This is a genomic window from Clostridium sp. (assembly GCF_047718555.1).
Taxonomy (GTDB): Bacteria; Bacillota; Clostridia; order Clostridiales; family Clostridiaceae; genus Clostridium_I.
Genome location: NZ_JBDNRK010000007.1, coordinates 34,600 through 55,800, shown reverse-complemented (window position 1 = coordinate 55,800; position 21,201 = coordinate 34,600). Strand labels below are relative to the sequence as shown.

General features: G+C 30.8%; 10 protein-coding genes. 3 read left to right on the top strand and 7 right to left on the bottom strand.

Features of this window, described 5'->3' with window-relative positions; genetic code table 11:
* Window positions 1-11 precede the first annotated feature (11 nt).
* The 5 genes from gltB to ABF633_RS04595 form a co-directional block, all read right to left on the bottom strand.
* Window positions 12-4,532 carry a glutamate synthase large subunit gene (gltB, locus tag ABF633_RS04615; protein ID WP_415522473.1) on the bottom strand — a complete coding sequence of 1,507 codons (4,521 nt, stop codon included), beginning with the start codon at window positions 4,530-4,532 and terminating at the stop codon, window positions 12-14.
* 579 nt (window positions 4,533-5,111) lie between these two features.
* Window positions 5,112-7,481 carry an ATP-dependent DNA helicase gene (locus ABF633_RS04610; RefSeq protein WP_415522472.1) on the bottom strand — a complete coding sequence of 790 codons (2,370 nt, stop codon included), beginning with the start codon at window positions 7,479-7,481 and terminating at the stop codon, window positions 5,112-5,114.
* A 2-nt stretch (window positions 7,482-7,483) separates the two neighbouring features.
* On the bottom strand, window positions 7,484-8,755 hold the full coding sequence (locus ABF633_RS04605) for a replication-associated recombination protein A (RefSeq protein WP_415522471.1): 1,272 nt from the start codon (window positions 8,753-8,755) through the stop codon (window positions 7,484-7,486).
* A 13-nt stretch (window positions 8,756-8,768) separates the two neighbouring features.
* On the bottom strand, window positions 8,769-9,359 hold the full coding sequence (locus tag ABF633_RS04600) for an ECF transporter S component (protein WP_415522469.1): 591 nt from the start codon (window positions 9,357-9,359) through the stop codon (window positions 8,769-8,771).
* Window positions 9,360-9,653: 294 nt separating this feature from the next.
* The gene (locus ABF633_RS04595) at window positions 9,654-9,857 is read right to left on the bottom strand and encodes a cold-shock protein (protein ID WP_015615563.1); all 204 of its coding nucleotides are present in this window, start codon (window positions 9,855-9,857) and stop codon (window positions 9,654-9,656) included.
* A gap of 354 nt (window positions 9,858-10,211) precedes the next feature.
* Here ABF633_RS04595 and ABF633_RS04590 point away from each other — a divergent pair, with 354 nt between their 5' ends.
* Entirely contained in the window at window positions 10,212-12,641 is a 2,430-nt protein-coding gene (locus tag ABF633_RS04590; RefSeq protein WP_415522467.1) for a glycogen/starch/alpha-glucan phosphorylase, read from the top strand.
* A 147-nt stretch (window positions 12,642-12,788) separates the two neighbouring features.
* Here ABF633_RS04590 and ABF633_RS04585 read toward each other — a convergent pair whose 3' ends face one another.
* Window positions 12,789-15,719 carry an insulinase family protein gene (locus ABF633_RS04585; RefSeq protein WP_415522465.1) on the bottom strand — a complete coding sequence of 977 codons (2,931 nt, stop codon included), beginning with the start codon at window positions 15,717-15,719 and terminating at the stop codon, window positions 12,789-12,791.
* Between the two features lie 569 nt (window positions 15,720-16,288).
* On the opposite strand from ABF633_RS04585, the gene ABF633_RS04580 reads away from it, so the two are divergent.
* Together ABF633_RS04580 and hydF are read left to right on the top strand one after the other, a co-directional pair.
* Entirely contained in the window at window positions 16,289-17,689 is a 1,401-nt protein-coding gene (locus ABF633_RS04580; protein ID WP_415522463.1) for an aspartate ammonia-lyase, read from the top strand.
* A 156-nt stretch (window positions 17,690-17,845) separates the two neighbouring features.
* Window positions 17,846-19,081 carry a [FeFe] hydrogenase H-cluster maturation GTPase HydF gene (hydF, locus tag ABF633_RS04575; RefSeq protein ID WP_415522461.1) on the top strand — a complete coding sequence of 412 codons (1,236 nt, stop codon included), beginning with the start codon at window positions 17,846-17,848 and terminating at the stop codon, window positions 19,079-19,081.
* A 270-nt stretch (window positions 19,082-19,351) separates the two neighbouring features.
* Here the strand turns inward: hydF and ABF633_RS04570 are convergent, their stop codons facing one another.
* Window positions 19,352-20,968 carry an ABC-F family ATP-binding cassette domain-containing protein gene (locus ABF633_RS04570; RefSeq protein ID WP_415522459.1) on the bottom strand — a complete coding sequence of 539 codons (1,617 nt, stop codon included), beginning with the start codon at window positions 20,966-20,968 and terminating at the stop codon, window positions 19,352-19,354.
* Window positions 20,969-21,201 lie beyond the last annotated feature (233 nt).

Below are 21,201 nucleotides of genomic sequence, written 5' to 3'. Positions count from 1 at the left end.
TATTATACCTCCTATGCTCTCAAAGCAGAGATTTCTTTATTTTTCTCTAGCAAAATTTTCTTATAAGCAGTTGGTATGATCTTCTTAAACTTTTTCTGTGCATTATCCCAGTCTTTAATCAAACTAGCAGCCTTTAAGCTTCCAGTATAATTTTCATGTGCTGCAATTAAGCTGTAAACTTCGTCTATATCATCTTCCTCTAATTCATCTATATCTACAGTATTATTTTTAATCTTATTTCTCAATGAATTATCCTCGTCAAATACATAAGCTATTCCCCCGCTCATTCCAGCAGCAAAATTTCTACCAAAATTGCCAAGAACAAGCACAGTTCCACCTGTCATGTATTCACAGCAATGATCACCAACGCCTTCTACTACTGCAATAGCACCACTGTTTCTAACTGCAAATCTTTCTCCTACCAGCCCATTTATATAAAGCTGTCCTTCAGTTGCTCCATATAGAATAGTGTTACCTGCTATAACATTTTCATCTTGCTTATAGCTTGCATTAGCTGGAGTTTTAATTATTATCTTTGCTCCAGACAAGCCTTTACCTACATAGTCATTTGCCTCTCCTTCAAGATTAAGTGTTAAACCGTGAGCACCAAAGGCACCAAAACTCTGCCCTGCAGCTCCTTTAAAATTAAATTGTATTGTATCTTCTAAAAGTCCTTTATTGCCGTATAATTTAGCAATCTTTCCACTTATCATAGCTCCAACTGCTCTATCAGTATTCTTAATTTCGAAATTAGCAACTACTTTATTTTGATTATTTAAAGCATCCTGAGCTATCTTTATCAATTTACGATCCATAGAATTTTCAATGCCATGTTCCTGCTTTTTCACACAATATGGCTTTATTCTACTTGGCATATCAGGTTTATATAATATCTTTGAAAGATCTATTCCCTTTGCTTTCCAATGGCTGCTTTCATCCTTTACTTCTATTTTGTCAACTCTTCCAACCATTTCATTCATAGTTCTAAATCCAAGCTTTGCCATATACTCTCTAACTTCCATTGCAATAAATGTTAGGAAGTTTACTATGTGTTCTGGCTTTCCTTTGAAATTCTTTCTTAATTCTGGATCCTGAGTCGCAATTCCCATGTCACAGGTATTCAAATGACAATTTCTAAGCATTGTACATCCGAGTACTACTAAAAGTGTTGATGCAAATACAAATTCTTCTGCTCCTAAAAGAGTTCCAACAACTATATCTCTACCAGTTTTAAGCTGTCCGTCAGTTTGAAGTACCACTCTGCTTCTTAAATCATTCAATAAAAGTACCTGCTGTGCCTCTGAAAGGCCAAGCTCCCATGGTATACCTGCATGCTTAATGGATGATACTGGTGAAGCACCTGTACCTCCATCATGTCCACTTATTAATATAGCATCTGCATGTGCCTTTGAAACTCCAGCAGCTACTGTACCAACTCCAACCTCGGATACCAATTTTACATTTATTCTTGCCTCAGGATTTGTAGATTTCAAATCATAAATTAGTTGTGCCAAATCCTCAATAGAATAAATATCATGATGAGGTGGTGGTGATATTAAATCTATTCCTGGAGTTGAATGTCTAACCTTTGCTATAGCTTCATCAACTTTTCTTCCTGGTAACTGTCCGCCTTCACCTGGCTTAGCTCCTTGAGCCATTTTAATCTGCAGTTCATCTGCATTTACTAAATATTCAGCATTTACTCCAAATCTAGCTGAAGCAATTTGTTTTATTGCACTTCTCTTCCAATCTCCATTGGCACTTTTTTTGTATCTTATTGGATCTTCTCCACCTTCTCCACTATTACTCTTACCGCCTATTCTGTTCATGGCAATAGCAATTGCTTCATGTGCTTCTTTACTTATAGAACCAAAGGACATAGCCCCTGCACAGAACCTTTTAAGAATTTCACTTACTGGTTCTACTTCTTCTATAGGAATCTGTTTATCGGTTTTAAATTTAAACATACTTCTAATAGTACATAGATTTTTATCCTGATTGTTTATAAGTTCAGCATAATTTTTATATAAACTATAGTCATTATTTCTTGTAGAAACTTGAAGTTTATAAATTGTCTCAGGATTGAAAAGATGGAATTCTCCATTACTTCTCCATGCATAACTTCCGCCTACATCTAATTCAGAAACTGGTTTTCTGATATTATTAAAAGCATTTTTATGTCTAATTAAAACTTCTTCTGCTACTGTTTCTATATCTATACCTTCTATTCTTGAAGGTGTTCCCTCAAAATATTTATCTACAAAATCACTTTTAAGTCCAATAGCTTCAAAAATTTGTGCTCCATGATAACTTCTTAAAGTAGAAATACCCATTTTAGACAAAATCTTTAATAATCCATGATTTACTGCATATATATAATTATCCACAGCTTCTTTATAAGATATATCTTTTATTTCGCCATTATTAACCAATTGCTTTATGGATTCATAAGCAATATATGGATTTACTGCTGTTGCACCATATCCTAGAAGAAGAGCTGCGTGCATAGTTTCTCTAGCTTCACCAGTTTCTACTATAATTGAAACCTTAGTACGAGTTTTTTCCCTAATTAAGTGATGGTGTACTGCTGATACTGCTAAAAGGCTTGGAACAGCTGCCTCAAAAGAACTACCGGATTTATCACTTAAAACTAAAATATTGTAGCCCTTATTTACTGCGTTAGAAGCCCTTTCGCATATTTTCTCTAAAGCTTCTTTAAAACCTGCTACCCCAGTATCGTATTTAAAAGTAATTGGTATAGTTATTGTTTTAAAATCATTATTGCTTAGCACCTTTATTTTTGATGTCTCTAAATTTGTTAAAATAGGTGAATGTATTTCTATAAAAGGATTATTGTAAAGCTCTTTATTTAATATATTACCCTGTGATCCTATATAATTTATAAGTGAAGTTACAAGCTCTTCTCTTATTGGATCTATTGGAGGATTTGTAACCTGAGCAAATAACTGTTTGAAATATGCAAATAATACCTGGGGTCTATTTGATAAAACTGCAAGTGGAGTGTCATTACCCATTGAGCCAAGTGGTTCTTTAGCTGTACTTGCCATACCTTTTAATATTATTTTTAAATCTTCTAAAGTATATCCAAAAGCCTGCTGTCTTTCCTTTAATGCTTCCGGTATTATTTGTGTATCATCTTCAAAACCATTTAAATCATCTAAAACAAATTTATATTTAGCTATGGCTTCTTTATATGGTTTACCAGAACATATAGATTTTTTAACTTCTTCATCACTTATTATCTTTCCCTTACTAGTATCAAGTAAGAATATTTTTCCTGGCTCTAATTTGCCATTTTTAATTATATCTTCTGTTGGGAAATCTAAAACTCCTGCTTCAGAAGAAAGGACTACTGTTCCACTTTTAGTTATTACATATCTAGCTGGTCTTAATCCATTTCTATCAAGAACTGCTCCAACCTGTGTTCCATCTGTAAAAGTAACAGCTGCTGGACCATCCCAAGGCTCTATTAGTGAACCATGATATTCATAGAAGGCCTTCTTATCCTCATCCATTTCATCATTTGCTTCCCAAGCCTCTGGTATAAGCATCATCATTGCATGAGCAGGAGTTCTTCCATCCATAACTAAAAGTTCAAATACATTATCCAATGAAGCAGAGTCACTTCCATCAGGATTAATAATTGGAAATAATTTGCTTATATTCTTTCCAAAAATCTTTGACTCTAAAACTCCTTCTCTTGCATGCATCCAATTTCTATTACCTCTTATAGTATTTATTTCTCCATTATGAGCTAAATATCTAAAAGGTTGAGCCAAATCCCAAGTTGGGAAAGTATTTGTACTAAATCTTTGATGAACTAAAGCAATAGCACTTTTAAAATTTATATCATTTAAATCCATATAATAACTTGTAATTTGATCTGGGAGAAGCAGACCTTTATATATGATTTTTTTACTGGATAAACTGCAAACATAAAAATAATTTGATCCACTATCCAGCAGTCTTTTTACTTCACTTTCAGCTCTCTTACGGATTATATATAATTTTTTTTCAAACTCATCTTGAGTTGCACATTTATTTTCTATAAAAATTTGTTTTATTATAGGTTCTGAACCCTTTGCAGTTCTTCCTATTATTCTACTATCAGTTGGTACATGTCTCCATCCAAGAAAATCCTGACCTTCTTCTTCTATTACTCTTTCTACTATACCTTCGCATTGGTGACAAAGGGTAGTTTCTTTAGGTAAGAACAACATACCTACCCCATACTGACCTTCTTCCGGTAAAGCTATCCCTGAATTTTCACATGATATTTTAAAGAACTCATGTGGTATCTGAAACATAATTCCAGCACCGTCACCAGTTTTAACATCAGATCCAACTCCACCTCTATGAGTTAAATTTACTAATATTTCTATACCTTTTTTTATAATATCATGGGTTTTTTCACCCTTTATATTTGCCACAAACCCTATACCACAATTATCTTTTTCAAATTGTGAATCATACAGGCCTTGGTTTTTTGGATAACCAGTTTTTACGTTCATTACTTTAGCCCCCCTGAATTTTTAAATTATACTCATATGTTCTATTAATATAACATCAATAGAAGCTTATTTCCAATCCATAAATATAAATTAAAATTATATATTGAATGGATTTTTAATCTATTTACTTTAACAAATCCGTTTGTTATATATTATAATTGTATTTTTGACGCTTTTCAACTGGAAACTTGCATTTTACACTATAATTATTATTATCTTAAAAGATTTTTTATTTTAATTTTTAAAATATATACATTTAGAAGCATAATTATAAATAATTTCAATTTATTTCATTGTTAATTTGTCTATAAGCCCTTCTTTTGAATAAGGTTCTTAGAAAATTAATGCATATATATTAATTTTTTTAAAATTTGTTATTTAAAAGAAGATTCTATCAATGAAATATATATTGTTGAAATATTCACAATGAAATATTATTTTTTAGGCATATTCAAATAAATAATAGATCAAAGATGCGACGTATATTTTAAATTAAACAAGGAAACAGGTTCTGATGATAGTGGGCTATCAGAGGGTTCTGTTGACGCAGTAGAATTTAAAATATACTAGCATACTGGCCTATTTATTTTTTGAATATGCCTTACTCCAAAATTCTAAAATAACATTATTATTCTTATTTAGAAAAGTATTTATTTTTTTCATATGTGACCATTCTTCAGGTAATAACTCTTTATAAATATTTTCGGAATATCTTTCATCTATTAATACTACAACTCCTCTATCTTTATCGGTTCTCACAACCCTTCCTGCAGACTGCAGCACTTTATTTATGCCCGGATAGACATAGGAATATAAAAAACCATTTTCATTGTTTTTTATAAAATGTTCTTTAATTAAGTTTCTTTCTAAAGATATTTTAGGAAGACCAACTCCAATAATAAAGGCACCACTTAGCTTTTCTCCTGCCAAATCGATACCTTCACTGAACACCCCACCCATAACTACAAATCCAAGTAATGTTTCTCTGTTATGCTCGGAAAAAAGTGCAATAAAATTATTTCTCTCCTCTTCAGTCATATTATTTTTCTGATATACTACATTAATATTTTTATTTTCCTCATGAAATATGTCCAAGACACTTTTCATATAATTATAGGAGGGAAAAAATACAAAATAATTTCCTACCTTTTGAGATACACAGTTTGTTATAATGGAAACTATATCTTTATAGGTAAACCGTCTGTTATTATATTTTGTAGATACTCCATCGTTTAATAGCAGACATAAATTTTCTCTTTTAAAAGGTGAAGGCAAGCTGATTTTATAAGAATCATTATCTCCCCCTAATAACTTTATAAAATAATTCATAGGTGTCAGTGTAGCAGAAAAGAACACTGTAGACTTCACTTTTTCTAAACATTTTTTCATAACTTCTGATGTATCAACACAAAACATCTTTAATAATAGATCATCTTTAATTTTTTCGCTGTAGGTAATATATTTTTCACTATAATCTTCGTAAGTCCTAACAAATGAATTTAATTTAAAATAAATATCTAAAATCTCTGATTTAATATCACACTTATCATTTGCTATTAAAAATCTTTCTGCTTCATAAATAAAATTATTCAAAAGCTTTATTATATCTTTAGGTGGATCCTTTTGTACATTTACTCCAGTATTATTTTCCTCACATTTTTTTCTTTCCTTTACCAAAAATGTATTTATCTTATTTAGACTTTTATATAAAACAGAAGATATATTTTTACATCTATTTTTTAAATCCAAAATCTCTTTCTTGTATAATTCTCCTGAATACATATTTCTTGCCCGATCAACTAGATTATGGGCCTCATCTACAAGAACGCAGTAATCTCCGCCCTTTTCTGAAAAAAATCTTCTTAGGTATACTTTTGGATCAAAAACATAATTATAATCGCAAACTACACAATCACACCAATTTGTTAAATCTAGAGAGAATTCAAAAGGGCAAACTCTGTGTTTCTCTGCATATTTTTCAATTACTTCTCTAGTTATTATATTTTTATCCAATACATCAGTTATGGCTTCATTTATTCTGTCAAAATGACCTTTAGCATACTCACATAACTCTGGATCACAATTAGTTTCTTCCTTAAAACATATTTTATCCTTTGCAGTAATCCATACCGTTTTAAAATCCAGGTGATTTTCTGCTAGAAGAAAAAAAGCCTTTTTTGCCTCTTCTCCCGTGGTATTCTTTGCTGTAACATAAAAAATTTTTGATATAATACCTTCCCCTAGTGCTTTAACCCCAGGAAAAATAGTTGATATTGTCTTACCAATCCCTGTAGGTGCTTTTACAAAAATATTTTTATTTTCTTTAATGGAAGTATAGATAGCTACCGCCAGTTTTCTTTGTCCTAATCTGTATTCTCCATATGGAAACATAAGCTTTTTTATAGAGAAATCTCTCTTTTCCATCCAATTTTTTTGTAGTTTTGCCCAATATATATATTTATCAATTATGTCATTAAAAAATTCTTCCAATTGAACTAGAGTATGAGATTTAACTAAATATTTTATTTCCCCGCTATTCATTTGGTAATAGGTTAGCCTTGTATCAATGATTTTAATATCATTCTGTACACAGTAAAAATAAGCATAACATTTAACCTGTGCCCAGTGCAGCATATTATAATCTTCAATAATATTATTTAAATCATTAGTAGTAGTTTTAATTTCATCAATTATAGTAACATTATCTTTTGTAATTATTCCATCTATTCTTCCGTTTATTTCCAAGGAAATATTGTCTTTAATTACAGTATGTGAAATAGTGACTTCTCTATTATAATTATCACCAGAACTCTTCTGTATTTTCTGATGTACCTTAATTGCCTCTGTATTTCTGTTACTTCCAGAAAAACTAGACACCAAGTCCCCACTTCTCAAAATAAATTCAATTAGATCCCTTACAGATACACTTATCTTAGTTATATTATCCATACTTAAAATTTCTCATCATCCTTATAATATTTCCCATCTTCCATTTCATCAGGAAAATATTTTTGTTCTACATAATGTCCTGGATAGTTATGAGGATATTTATAATCAATTCCATTTCCGAAATTTTTTGAACCCTTGTAATGAGTATCTCTCAAATGAATTGGAACTCTGTACTGAAAATCTTTAGCATCCTGAAAAGCTTTGTCTACTGCCATTACCACAGAATTGCTCTTAGGTGCTTTTGATATATATATTATAGCCTCAGCTATAGGTATTCTTGCTTCTGGCATACCTATAGTTTCAAGTGCATTCCAGGCAGCATGAGCTATAAGCATTGCTCTAGGATCTGACATACCTACATCTTCAGAAGCATGCACTATTATTCTTCTTACAATAAATTTAGGATCTTCTCCACCAAGAATCATTCTTCCAAACCAATAGAGAGCTGCATCTGCATCTGATCCTCTCATACTTTTTATAAAAGCTGAAGCCATATCATAATGGTTATCCCCTGATTTATCATAGTTTATAATTCTTTTTTGCATAGACTCCTGTACTAATTTTTCGTCTATCTCTATTATACCTTCTTTATTTCTAACTGTAGATAGAACTGCTATTTCTAAAGTGTTTATAGCGGCCCTTGCATCTCCACCAGATAATTCTGCTATGTAAGATAAAGATTTTTCTTCTATATTTATTTTTATACTGCCATAGCCTCTTTCTCTATCTTTTAAAACATTATTTAATATTTTAACTATTTCTTCATTACTGAGACTTTCTAATTGAAATATTTTTGATCTGCTTAAAAGCGCATTATTTATTTCAAAATACGGATTCTCAGTAGTAGCACCAATTAACACCACTATACCCCTTTCAATAGCATCCAGAAGTACATCCTGCTGAGATCCTTTTTTCAAGGCATGAATTTCATCTATAAAAAAGATAGTTCTTTTTCCGTAAAGCTTTAGTAATTCTTCAGATTTATTTATATAATCTTTAATCTCTTTTACACTTATAGTGGCAGCGTTGAGTTTTACAAATTCACATTTTGTTTCTTTAGAAATTATGAATGCTAAAGTAGTCTTACCTACCCCTGGAGGGCCGTATAATATTATGGAAGTTAGTTTATCAGCCTCTATAAGTCTCCTTAAAATTTTCCCTTTACCTACTATTTGCTCCTGACCATAAAACTCATCTAAATTTCTGGGTCTCATTCTTTCAGCTAGGGGTTTATTTGATCTGTTATTTTCCATAGCCATTGTAAATAAGTCCAAAATATTTCCTCCTCTATTGGTTTTTTCTAACCCTAGTTACTGCAAGTACTATGGGTACTGTTATGCAAATTGCCGCTATCATTTCAGGTATTCCGTTGGCAATAGCAATACCAAATATAACTTTATCAGCAGCTGCTGAACTTATCTTCATATGCATTGCATACTCCTTTAAATATAATAAATATATCATGCCAAGTACTCCTGCTGTATTGGTTATAGATCCTACTGCCGCCCCTATACCAATTTTCAAAGTCTTATTACCAACCATAAATCTATAAGCATAATAAGAAGTTAATGCAATTAAAATCCTTGGTAAAACTGAAACCAACGGATTAATTAGTGCAAAGGATAGTAAACTTGGCGTCATAATATTTTGAACGATACTTGATATTCCAAATATAAGTCCTATACACATACCTACCATTGGTCCTTCTATAATTGCTCCAATGATTACTGGTACATGCATTATGGTTGCCTGAAGTATAGGTAATTTTATATATCCCCACCCTGTTATTCCTAACATGATTGATATACCTGACAGCATTCCTACTACTGTTAGCTGCCTAACTCCAAATTTTTTATTTGTTTCAATGTTTTGTTTCAAAATTTTCAGCCCCCTTCGTTTTCATTCCACAAGGATATGATACGAATTTTTTTCTTCATGCTCATATCTTCCCCGCTGTTTTTTTATTGTATTATTAAGTCCGGTTTCAATAGAATACCGACCAAAAATATATTACCACCTTTGTAGAAAAATTAATATACCTACGATAAAAAACTTTAATTTGTAATTTAATATAAAAATTCACCCCGTAAATAGATTTATACAAGTTTTTAACTACATCCATTTAAGGGGCTCTCTTTAATTAATTTTCAATTGTAGCTATTATAATTAAGTTTATACTTTTTGAACATTTGATGCTTGCAATCCTTTTGGTCCATCCACCACGTCAAATTTTACTTCTTGCCCCTGATCTAAGTTTTTCTTTTTTCCTTCCTCCTTTATAGCAGAATAATGTACAAATACATCGTCCTCACCTTCAACAGAAATAAATCCAAAACCTTTTTCATCATTAAACCATTTAACTGTTCCCTGTTTCATCATCATTACCTCCAAATAATATAATTATATATATTATTATCAAAATAAATTTTAAAATTCATACTTATAGTCAATAATTAATAAATAATATTGTTTACCAATAAATATAGGACATATTGACTATATAAACCAAAAGATGTAATATTTACTTAGAAATATTTTTATTAATTAAAACCTTTCATCCTATTTAATCATCTAGCATTTAAACAATCCCCTATTCCTAAAGTAATAGCTATAAGCATTAATCCCTATGTACTTGTTTGTAAAAGATATTTGTCCATAAATTCAAAGACATTAATACTTTGCTGTATTACTTACTGGATTGAGGATACTAAAATTATCAGGAGGAATAATATGAATTTGACTAAAGACCGCATTAAAAATGACTTTAAAAAAAAGCTCATGAATCTTTATTCTGAAGATATCACAGAATCTTCAAAACTCCATTTATATTTAACTCTAGGTTCTCTTGTAAGAGAATATGTATCTGAAAAATGGATGAAAACTAATGAACGGTATTCAAAAAATCATGTAAAACAGGTCTATTATTTTTCAATGGAATTTCTTATAGGAAGACTGCTTGGCAGTAACCTTCTAAATCTAGGTATAACTGATTTATGCAGAGAAGCTCTTGATGATTTAGGGATAGATCTTTCAGAGCTTGAAGAGGTTGAAAACGATGCAGGTCTTGGAAATGGTGGCCTTGGAAGACTTGCGGCATGTTTTCTTGATTCCATATCATCTCTTGAAATCCCCGGTCACGGTTGCGGAATAAGGTATGGCTATGGACTATTTGAACAAAAAATAATAAATGGTTATCAAGTTGAAATTCCCGACAATTGGTTAAGGCAAGGCAATGTTTGGGAAATAAGAAAGGAAAATAAAGCAGCCATAGTAAAATTTGGTGGTACTGTAACTCCAGTATTGGAAAATGATAAACTTTCCTTTAAACACGAAAACTATGAAGCTGTTTTAGCGATTCCCTATGATACACCTATTATTGGATATAATAATAATACAGTGAACACCTTAAGACTGTGGAACGCTCAAACTATAGATAAAGATTTTGATTTAGATTCCTTCAGTAGAGGTGAATACAGTAAGGCTGTAGAGCATAAATATTCGGTGGAATCTATTTCTCAGGTACTTTACCCTGATGATACTAGAATTGAAGGTAAATTATTACGTTTAAAGCAGCAGTATTTTTTTGTAAGTGCAGGTATTCAAAGTATTATTGCACGATTCAAAAAAAACGGATTGCCTATTAATTTGTTTGATCACTATATAGCAATTCATATAAATGATACCCATCCTTCTGTAGCTGTTGCTGAGTTGATGAGAATATTAATAGATGAGGAAAACTTATCCTGGGAAGATGCTTGGAAGATAACAACTAATACTATTGCCTACACTAATCACACTATATTAAGTGAAGCTCTTGAAAAATGGCCTATTGATTTATTTAAAAAACTTTTACCAAGAATCTTCATGATAATTGAAGAGATCAATAGAAGATTTTGTGATGAAGTATGGGAAAAATATAAGGATGAGAGAAAAGTTCATGATATGTCCATAATAAGTGACGGAAATGTGAAAATGGCATACTTAGCAATAGTAGGCAGCCATTCAGTAAATGGTGTAGCAAAACTTCATACAGAAATACTTAAAAGCAAAGAACTATCAAATTTCTCAGATTTCTATCCTTTTAAATTTAATAACAAGACTAATGGAATAACACATAGACGTTGGCTAATGAAAGCTAATCCCGCTTTATCTGAACTTATCACTAAAACCATAGGTGAAAGTTGGATAACTAAGCCAGATAATCTTATTAACCTTTTAGCTTTCTCTAAAAACGAAGATTTTCAAAATAGCATCCATAAAATTAAACAAAATAATAAAATAAACTTTGCTAAATATGTAAAAAATAAATATGGTATTGAAATTGATACAAACTCAATTTATGATATACAAGTTAAAAGGCTTCATTCCTATAAAAGGCAGATATTAAATGTATTTCATATTTTAGACTTATATTATAGACTTAAAGATAATCCAAATTTGGATATTGTACCTAGGACATTTTTCTTCGGTGCTAAAGCTGCCCCAGGCTATTATTTGGCTAAGCAGACAATAAAATTAATAAATACTGTGGCAAATAAAATAAATACAGACAACAGTGTAAATAATAAAATTAAAGTATTTTTTCTTGAAAATTATTCTGTTTCTCTTGCTGAAAAAATTATACCCTGTGCAGATGTAAGTGAACAAATATCTACCACCACCAAGGAAGCTTCTGGTACAAGTAATATGAAATTTATGATGAATGGAGCTGTTACCATCGCTACTTTAGATGGTGCTAATGTAGAAATTCATGATGCTGTAGGTGATGATAATATTGTCATATTCGGCATGAAGAAAGATGAAGTATTGGACTATGAGAAAAATAAGAATTATAATTCCTATAAATTCTATAATTCTGACCCTAGACTAAAAAAAATACTAGATAATCTGATAAATGGTTCTCTTGGCGTAGCAAATTCTGAATTTAGCGATATTCATAAATACTTACTAGCTAATAATGATGAATATTTTGTATTAAAGGATTTCGACGACTATATAAAAGCTCAGGGGAAGATAGATCAATTATATAGAAATACAGCTAAATGGCGTGAAATGTGTATATGTAATATTGCTCATTCCGGAATTTTTTCTAGTGATAATACCATACAGCAGTATTCAAAGGAAATTTGGAAGACAGAAAGAATACATGTAGATATTTAGACATTTTGTTTTTAAAATTGATAATCCTAAAAGACACTATGAATTTAGTGATTCATAGTGTCTTTATTATTTTGTTCTAATTATTATCAGACTCTTGAAAATGCTCCATTAATTTTAATTTTTATGGTAACTTTTTATTATTTAAATCTAATTAAATACATTAACTACACTTCCAAATATATTTGAGTTTTGATTTATCTTATCTTTTCCACCTAAAACACAAATATAATTCTCTTTCATGCATTTATCTATTAGAGTTGCAAATTCCCTTATATCCTCTACCTTTGTTTTCAGAATCTCTTCTCTTTCTCTTTGCAAGAAATCATCATCTATGTTACTGATATAAAGGACTGCCTGCCTATCACAAATCATTGAATTTGTAAGAGGTGTATCTAGATTACTTATAGTTCCTAAAATATATTTTGTCATTTCCCTTCCATCTGCAGAAAAGTTTTCTATATATTTATAAAAATTATCATATACATCTATAGTTTCACTTAAATTAGGATCTCTGTAAGAAGTAATATTCATATTGCCATTTCTCCTGAAGTTAATAAACACTCCATAAGCTCCTCCTTTTACCCTTACATTATTCCAAAGATAATCATAATTTGATATAGTTCTCAACACTTGAAGCTTACCACTATATTTAAAACCAAACTCAGAAAAATTATAGCCTTTTGCCACATATTGTACCTTTGATGAAGTGACTAAAGCCTCATTTTCTTTCTTCAATTCAAATTTATACTGAATCTTCTCGTTATTATTAGCCTTTAATTTTCTTGAAATAATATTCTCTATATTATTTGATAAGTCATTATAATCCTCTTTACTGGAACCTAAATTTACAATTAGATTACTAGTTGTAAATATATTTTCTGACACTTCAAGTAAATTTTTTACAAACTCATCTTTTTTGTCATCAAAGTTTTTTTCAACTTCAACTAAAAATTTATAAAAGGTAAAGCCATTAATAGTTTCTACATATTTACCCAATTCCGAATAATAAGAAGTTACTTTAGAGGAAGCAATTCTATGTCCCCCACTTACAATTATCATTTCAATTCTAGATTTTAGCTCAGATAATATTTCTTTAATTCTCTTATGATTATCAAATTTACTTGAATTAATTATTTCAAAAACTAGATTAAGTAAATTTTCTGATTTTGTATGAAGAGCTTTTCCCTTGATTATAAATTTAGGATAGTATTCTTGTATTTTATCTAAATTTGAATAAGCTTCAGCATCAAAATCTATACCCCCAGTATTCTTATTAACCTCATTAGAAAGCTCTTCATAGGAATATTTTTCTGTATCAACTCTTCCTAGTAAATAAGAAAGTAAGGTTATATATGGTATTTGCTCTTGCTTTACGTAACTGGTATCAAAATAAAAATCTACATAATCTATTCCATTAGTTACAAGTTCCGTATAAAGTATTTTATAAGTATCTAAATCTTTAACTACAGTATTATAAGTATCCAAATTCTTCTTCACATCTTCTATTGACAAAAGTGGAATTTTTTCTAAATCTTCCTGAGTGTCTGGAGAAGATTGTCTTTTTGTTAATATAGAATTCTCTTCTATAAGCTTTTCTATTTCTTCTTTTGTTAAAGAGTTTTTATAATTTTGAAGTTTTTCTATATCTTCTTTTATTTTTTCTTCTGCTAAATGTTTTTTGGGAATAACCATAAATAATAAACTATTATTATTATTCAATATATAATCTTCAATTAATTTTTCAAAATATCCCTTGTGAATATTATTTTTTATAGCATTGAGTACCTCATTAAACTCTAGATTTTGAAAAGGACTTCCACCATAAAGTAAACTGCCAAGTACCTTTTCACAGTAAACAAGTCCCTTTGGATAACTGCTGTAATCACTCTCTTTTAATTCAAATTCTTTAGCATTGAGTACTGCTTCAATTAAATTTTTATCAAAACCATTCTTTACAATATCCTGTAGAGTTTCAAATACAACTGATTTAAATTTTTCTTTTTTATCTTCATTAGAATTTTTAACAATAATACTGAGAGAGGTTTGAAGAGAGCCATTATTGTAGATACCAAATACATCTTTTGCTATAGCTGAATCTATTAAAGCTTTCTTTAAAGGTGAGGCTGAAGTTTCAAGCAGCATATCCTCCAATAAATCAAAAGCTAAATAAAGTTCTCTGTCTTTTACATCTCCTATAGTAAAATTTAAACTTAAATAAGTTTTATCAACTTCACTTTCCTCACTGGCTATAGGATAATTTATAAATTTTTCCTTCATTTCCTTAAAAGGCTCTTGGGCAGGTATTTCAATATTTAAATCTACCTTATCAAAATTACTCAAATAATTCTCATCTATAAATTTGAGATCCTCTTCAATATTCATATCCCCATATAAGTAAATGTAGCTGTTAGATGGATGATAGAATTTTTTATGATAATTTAAAAACTGATCCTGAGTAAGCTCAGGTATTTCATCAGGATCACCTCCTGAATCAAAACCATAAGGAGTATCAGGAAACAAATTACTATTTATTCCTCTAAAAAGTAGTGATTCCGGTGAAGAATATACACCCTGCATTTCATTATATACTACTCCTTTATATTTTAATTCATCCTCTTTATTATTTATTTCATAGTGCCATCCCTCTTGCTTCATTATCTCTGGATATTTATATATATTGGGGTAAAAAACTGCATCTAGATATACATCCATAAGATTTCTAAAATCTTTATCATTTTTACTTGCCACAGGATACATAGTTTTATCGGGATAAGTGGCAGCATTTAAATAAGTATTAAGTGAACCTTTAACAAGTTCCACAAAGGGTTCTTTTGATGGAAATTTTCTTGATCCACATAAGACTGAATGCTCTAATATGTGAAAAACACCAGTACTGTTATCCGGTAATGTTTTAAAGCTTATAGAAAAGACTTTATTATCATCAGAATTTTCTATACTTACAAGTTTAGCTCCACTCTTTTCATGAGAAAAGAGCCTTACCATTGAACTTATATCATCAATTTTCTTTTCTTCCAAAAGCTTAAAGCCATAATAATTTTTATTGATTTCAAAATTCATGTATTATTTGCCCCTCTCTATATTTAGCACTTTAATAGCATTCATCTTTACTTATATAAACAGAATTCTTGACATCAGGCGGAGTTTTTTTATTCCATCTGATGATTAGAAGTCGTTATCCAGAGATGTAGACACTCTTTACTCCCACTTTGAAGAAGATGAGTATTAGAGTGAGTAGTCATCGGAGAAATCTTCACATACAAATAAAGAATAAGCATTTTCCTAATAATATTTTCTGAATTTCATTATAAGTAAAATTTTCATATAACCTCAAAAATTGCTTGCTATACTAATTAACTGTAATATACTTTTTAAAAGTAGTCAATTCAATATATTGTTTAGTATATATTATTATTCTTCATTTTATATAATAATTATTTATATAAATTAATATTTTCTAAATTTTATATATTTTTAAAATCAAAATTTCACATTACTCTAACATTTTAATCCTTAAATTAACTTAGTAATTTGAAATTAAATGCAAACTTTGCTAAAATTACTTTACAAGTTAGGCATATGAAAATAAAACATGCCTCATTGCAAATTTAATGTGGAGGACTTTCACAATGGAAAATTTCAGACTGGAAAAAGATTTTTTAGGTGAGCGAAAGCTTCCTTGTAACGTATATTATGGCATTAACACTTTAAGAGCTTCTGAGCATTTTAATGTAAGTGGTAAAAAAGTTAATTTTAAGCTAATAAAAGCTTTAGTAATTGTAAAAAAAGCTGCTGCACTGGCAAATGAAAAAGTAAATTTACTTTCCAGTGAAAAGTCACAAGCAATAATAAAGGCCTGTGACAGAATATTAAAAGGAGAATTTAAAGACCAATTTATAACAGATTCACTTCAAGGAGGTGCAGGCACTTCCACTAATATGAATGTAAATGAAGTTATAAGTAATATTGCAATAGAAATTCTTGGTGGTAAAAAAGGTGATTATTCTTTAATACATCCTATACATGACGTTAATATGTGTCAATCCACCAATGATGTCTATCCTACAGCTTTAAGAATAGCGGCTATAAAGCTTTTAAGATTTGCAGCAGATTCCTTTTCTCAGCTGCAAACAGCTCTACAGGTAAAGGAAAATGATTTTTCTCATATTTTAAAACTAGGTAGAACAGAGCTGATGGATGCCCTTCCAATAACGGTTGGACAAGAATTTGGAGCCTATGCACGAGCTGTAGCAAGAGATCGCTGGAGATTATATAAAGTAGAAGAAAGGCTAAGAGAAATAAACATAGGCGGTACTGCCATCGGAACTGGCATGAATGCACCTCAAAAATATATATTTTTAATTACAGACATATTACAGGACATTACAGGATTAGGTCTTTCCAGAAGTGACTTTCCAGTAGACACTACCCAAAATATGGATGTATTTTGCGAAGTATCTGGACTTTTGAAAGCTGCTGCAGTAAATCTTATAAAAATTTCTAATGATTTAAGACTTTTAGGCAGCGGTCCTAAAGGTGGTTTTGGAGAGCTTTTAATTCCAGCAGTTCAGGCAGGTTCCTCCATAATGCCCGGTAAAGTAAATCCTGTAATTTTGGAGATGGTTTCTCAGGTTTCAATGAAAGTAATTGCAAATGATGCCTCTATAACTTTTGCAGCCTCTAGTGGTCAATTAGAATTAAATGCCTTTTCACCACTGATTGCAGAAAGTATACTGGAGTCCTTAGAAATTTTAAACAATTCAGTAATTTCTCTTACGAAGAATTGTGTTAATAATATAGAAGTAGACGTAAATAAATGCAAATTTAATTTAGATGCCTCTACGGCTCTAGTAACAGCTCTTCAGTACTATATTGGCTATGATAAGGCCTCAGAAGTTGCAAAAAAAGCTATTAATGAAAATAGATCCATAAGAGAAATAGTTGTTGATGAAAAGCTTCTCTCAACAGATTTACTGGATAAAATATTAAATCCCTTTTCACTTACCAGTCCAGGTATTCCTGGAAAATAAACAAATTTATCCTATGACTAGCTGCTGTAACACTCCACCTTCAAAAGGTGGAGATAACACCGGCACGTCCCTGGATAATTCATCTAAACTCAGTGGGAATACAAACTCCCACTGAGTAAGATTCATTGATAAAAAAATATAATGGATGGTGATACTGTGAGTAATTTAAATGAAACACCTCGTTCTAATAGACTGCATATCGCTCTATTTGGGAAAACCAATGCTGGTAAATCCAGTATTATAAATGCACTTACAGGGCAGAATATAGCTCTTGTGTCAGACGTAAAGGGAACCACTACAGACCCGGTTTATAAATCTATGGAAATCCTTCCTTTAGGTCCCGTAGTTTTAATAGACACAGCCGGTCTTGATGATGAAACGGAACTTGGAGAACTTAGAAAAAAGAAAACCATGGATGTACTAAATAAAGCAGATATAGCCCTAGTAATAATAGATAGTTATGCTGGTATGTCTACTTTTGATATTGAAACTATAGCCGAAATAAAATCAAAAAATATACCGGTAATTACTGTGCTAAATAAATTAGATCTAAAAGATATAGATGCAGCTGCTGTTAAGGAATTGGAAGACAAACTTAAAATAAAGATTATAAAAGCCTCTGCTTCTAACAATATAGGTATAGATGATATAAAAACTGAACTTATAAAGTCAATTCCAGAAGAAGAAGATAAATTCAGAATTGTAGGGGATTTGATTTCTCCAGGAGATTTTGTAGTCCTTGTAACTCCTATAGATAAGGCTGCTCCAAAGGGAAGACTTATACTTCCACAGCAGCAGGTAATTAGAGATATCTTAGAAAGTGATGCCATTTCCATTGTTACAAAGGAATATGAGCTTCGTGAAACACTTGAAAACTTAAATAAAAAGCCCCGGCTTGTAATAACAGATTCACAGGCATTTTTAAAAGTATCTGCAGATACCCCTAAGGATATCCTGCTTACTTCCTTCTCTATACTCCTGGCAAGAAATAAAGGAGATTTAACAGAACTGGTAAAGGGAGCAAAAGCTATAAATAAACTTAAAGATGGAGATAAAATACTTATTTCTGAGGCGTGTACTCATCATAGACAGTCAGACGATATTGGAAAAGTTAAGATACCAAGATGGCTTAGACAAAGTACTGGTAAGGATCTTAGTTTTGAATTTTCCAGTGGTTTTTCTTTCCCTGACAATTTGAAGGACTATGCCCTTGTAGTTCACTGTGCTGGCTGTATGCTAAATAGAAAAGCTATGCTTCATAGAATCTCATCATCAATAGAAGCCGGTGTTCCCATAGTTAATTATGGAGTGCTGATAGCTTATGTTCATGGAATTCTTGAAAGAGCTTTAAAACCCTTTCCAGCAGCAAAATTTGCATTTGAAGAAGAATAAATTAAAAAACGTAATTTAAGAATGTTGCAAACTAAATTGAAGGTTTCTGTCCATGAACCATTGAAAGCTTTTGTGGCTGTAAAATCCCCAAAAACATGGGATTTTACAGCCACAAAAAGTTAAATCTTTCACCTTGACGCCCCTGCGGCAATCTTTCACTTTTTCACCGCGCCAACCGGGTGAAAAGCTTTCACTAGTTAATGAGCAAAATTACCATTTATTATTTATTATCTTAATCAATCTTTATAGTTAGTTCGCCCTTTCCCACTATTAAGAATTTAATTCTGCAGAAAGTTTCTTTATATCATCACTTGTTGAATATTCGTCAAAGGTCATCTTTCTGTCTATTATTCCCTTCGGCGTAATCTCTATAATTCTATTAGCAATTGTCTCTATAAATTGATGATCATGGGAAACAAATAGCAATTCACTTTTATAATCAATAAGTCCGTTGTTTAATGCTGTAATTGATTCTAGATCAAGATGATTTGTAGGTTCATCAAGAATAATTAAGTTTGCTCCACTAAGCATCATCTTTGACAGCATACATCTAACTTTTTCTCCTCCTGAAAGCACATTTGCTTTTTTAAGTGCCTCTTCCCCAGAGAAAAGCATTCTACCCAAAAATCCTCTAATAAAACTTTCAGATTTTTCCTCTGAAAATTGTCTTAGCCAATCAACTAAACTTAAATCTACTTCATTAAAATATTTTGAATTATCTTTTGGGAAATAAGAAGTGGTAATAGTAACTCCAAATTTAAAGGAACCACTATCTGGTTCTATCTCTCCCATCAATATTTTAAACAGTGTAGTTTTAGCTATTTCGCTTTCACCAGCAAAAGCAATTTTGTCACCTTTATTAACTATGAAGCTAACATTATCCAGCACTTTTACACCATCCACTGTGGCACTTATATTCTCTACAGTTAGAATATCATTTCCAGCTTCTCTCTCAGGTTTAAAGCCAACAAATGGATATTTTCTCGTAGAAGGTTTTATGTCCTCTAAAGTTATTTTATCCAGTAATTTTTTTCTTGAAGTAGCTTGTTTTGCTTTAGATGCATTTGAACTAAACCTTGCAATGAAAGTTTGCAGCTCTTTCATCTTTTCTTCCTTCTTTTTATTTTGATCCTTTGCCATCTGTAATGCCAGCTGACTGGATTCATACCAGAAATCATAGTTTCCTACATACAATTGTATTTTACCAAAATCCACATCTGCCATATGAGTACAAACACTATTTAAAAAATGTCTATCATGGGATACTACAATAACTGTACCTTCAAAATTTATTAAGAATTCCTCAAGCCAATTTATAGACTGCATATCTAAATGGTTTGTAGGCTCATCTAAAAGCAAAATATCAGGATGGCCAAACAAAGCTTGGGCTAGTAATACTCTTACCTTTTCTGCACCACTTAATTCACTCATATTCTTAGAATGGTCTTCTACAGGTATTCCTAGCCCCATTAAAAGAGTAGCTGCCTCTGACTCTGCTTCCCAACCATTCAATTCTGCAAATTCACCTTCCAGTTCCGATGCCTTTATTCCATCTTCATCTGAAAAGTCTGGCTTTGCATATATAGCATCTTTTTCTACCATGATATTGTACAGTTTAGAATGACCCATGATAACAGTTTTTAAAACCTCAAACTCATCAAATTGAAAGTGATCCTGTTTTAATACTGCAAGTCTATCCTCCGGAGACATACTAACATCCCCTGTATTAGGTTCTATTTCCCCGGACAATATCTTTAAAAATGTGGATTTTCCAGCTCCATTTGCTCCAATTACTCCATAACAATTGCCAGGAGTAAATTTTATATTTACATCTTCAAATAATTTTCTACCACCATAACTAAGGCTTACATTATTTGCAACTATCATTAAAATACCAACCATCCTTATCAAAAAATTTTTTATTTTACTGAAAATAAAATACTTAATTTTTGTATTAAATATTTTTCAATCATCAAGTCATTATAACATAATGTCAATATTAATGGGAATAATTTAGATTGTAAAATACTATCATAATTTATTTCATATTTATTCACTTTGCCTCTAATATAGTGGCAATATTACATTAACTATTAATAAAATAAGACAATTGCTTAAAA

Excerpts from the sequence above, each read along its gene's own strand:
- gltB (WP_415522473.1), bottom strand. The coding sequence starts at position 4,532 with ATGAACGTAAAAACTGGTTATCCAAAAAACCAAGGCCTGTATGATTCA.
- ABF633_RS04595 (WP_015615563.1), bottom strand. The coding sequence starts at position 9,857 with ATGAAACAGGGAACAGTTAAATGGTTTAATGATGAAAAAGGTTTTGGA.
- ABF633_RS04570 (WP_415522459.1), bottom strand. The coding sequence starts at position 20,968 with ATGATAGTTGCAAATAATGTAAGCCTTAGTTATGGTGGTAGAAAATTA.
- ABF633_RS04590 (WP_415522467.1), top strand. The coding sequence starts at position 10,212 with ATGAATTTGACTAAAGACCGCATTAAAAATGACTTTAAAAAAAAGCTC.
- ABF633_RS04585 (WP_415522465.1), bottom strand. The coding sequence starts at position 15,719 with ATGAATTTTGAAATCAATAAAAATTATTATGGCTTTAAGCTTTTGGAA.
- ABF633_RS04580 (WP_415522463.1), top strand. The coding sequence starts at position 16,289 with ATGGAAAATTTCAGACTGGAAAAAGATTTTTTAGGTGAGCGAAAGCTT.
- ABF633_RS04610 (WP_415522472.1), bottom strand. The coding sequence starts at position 7,481 with ATGGATAATATAACTAAGATAAGTGTATCTGTAAGGGATCTAATTGAA.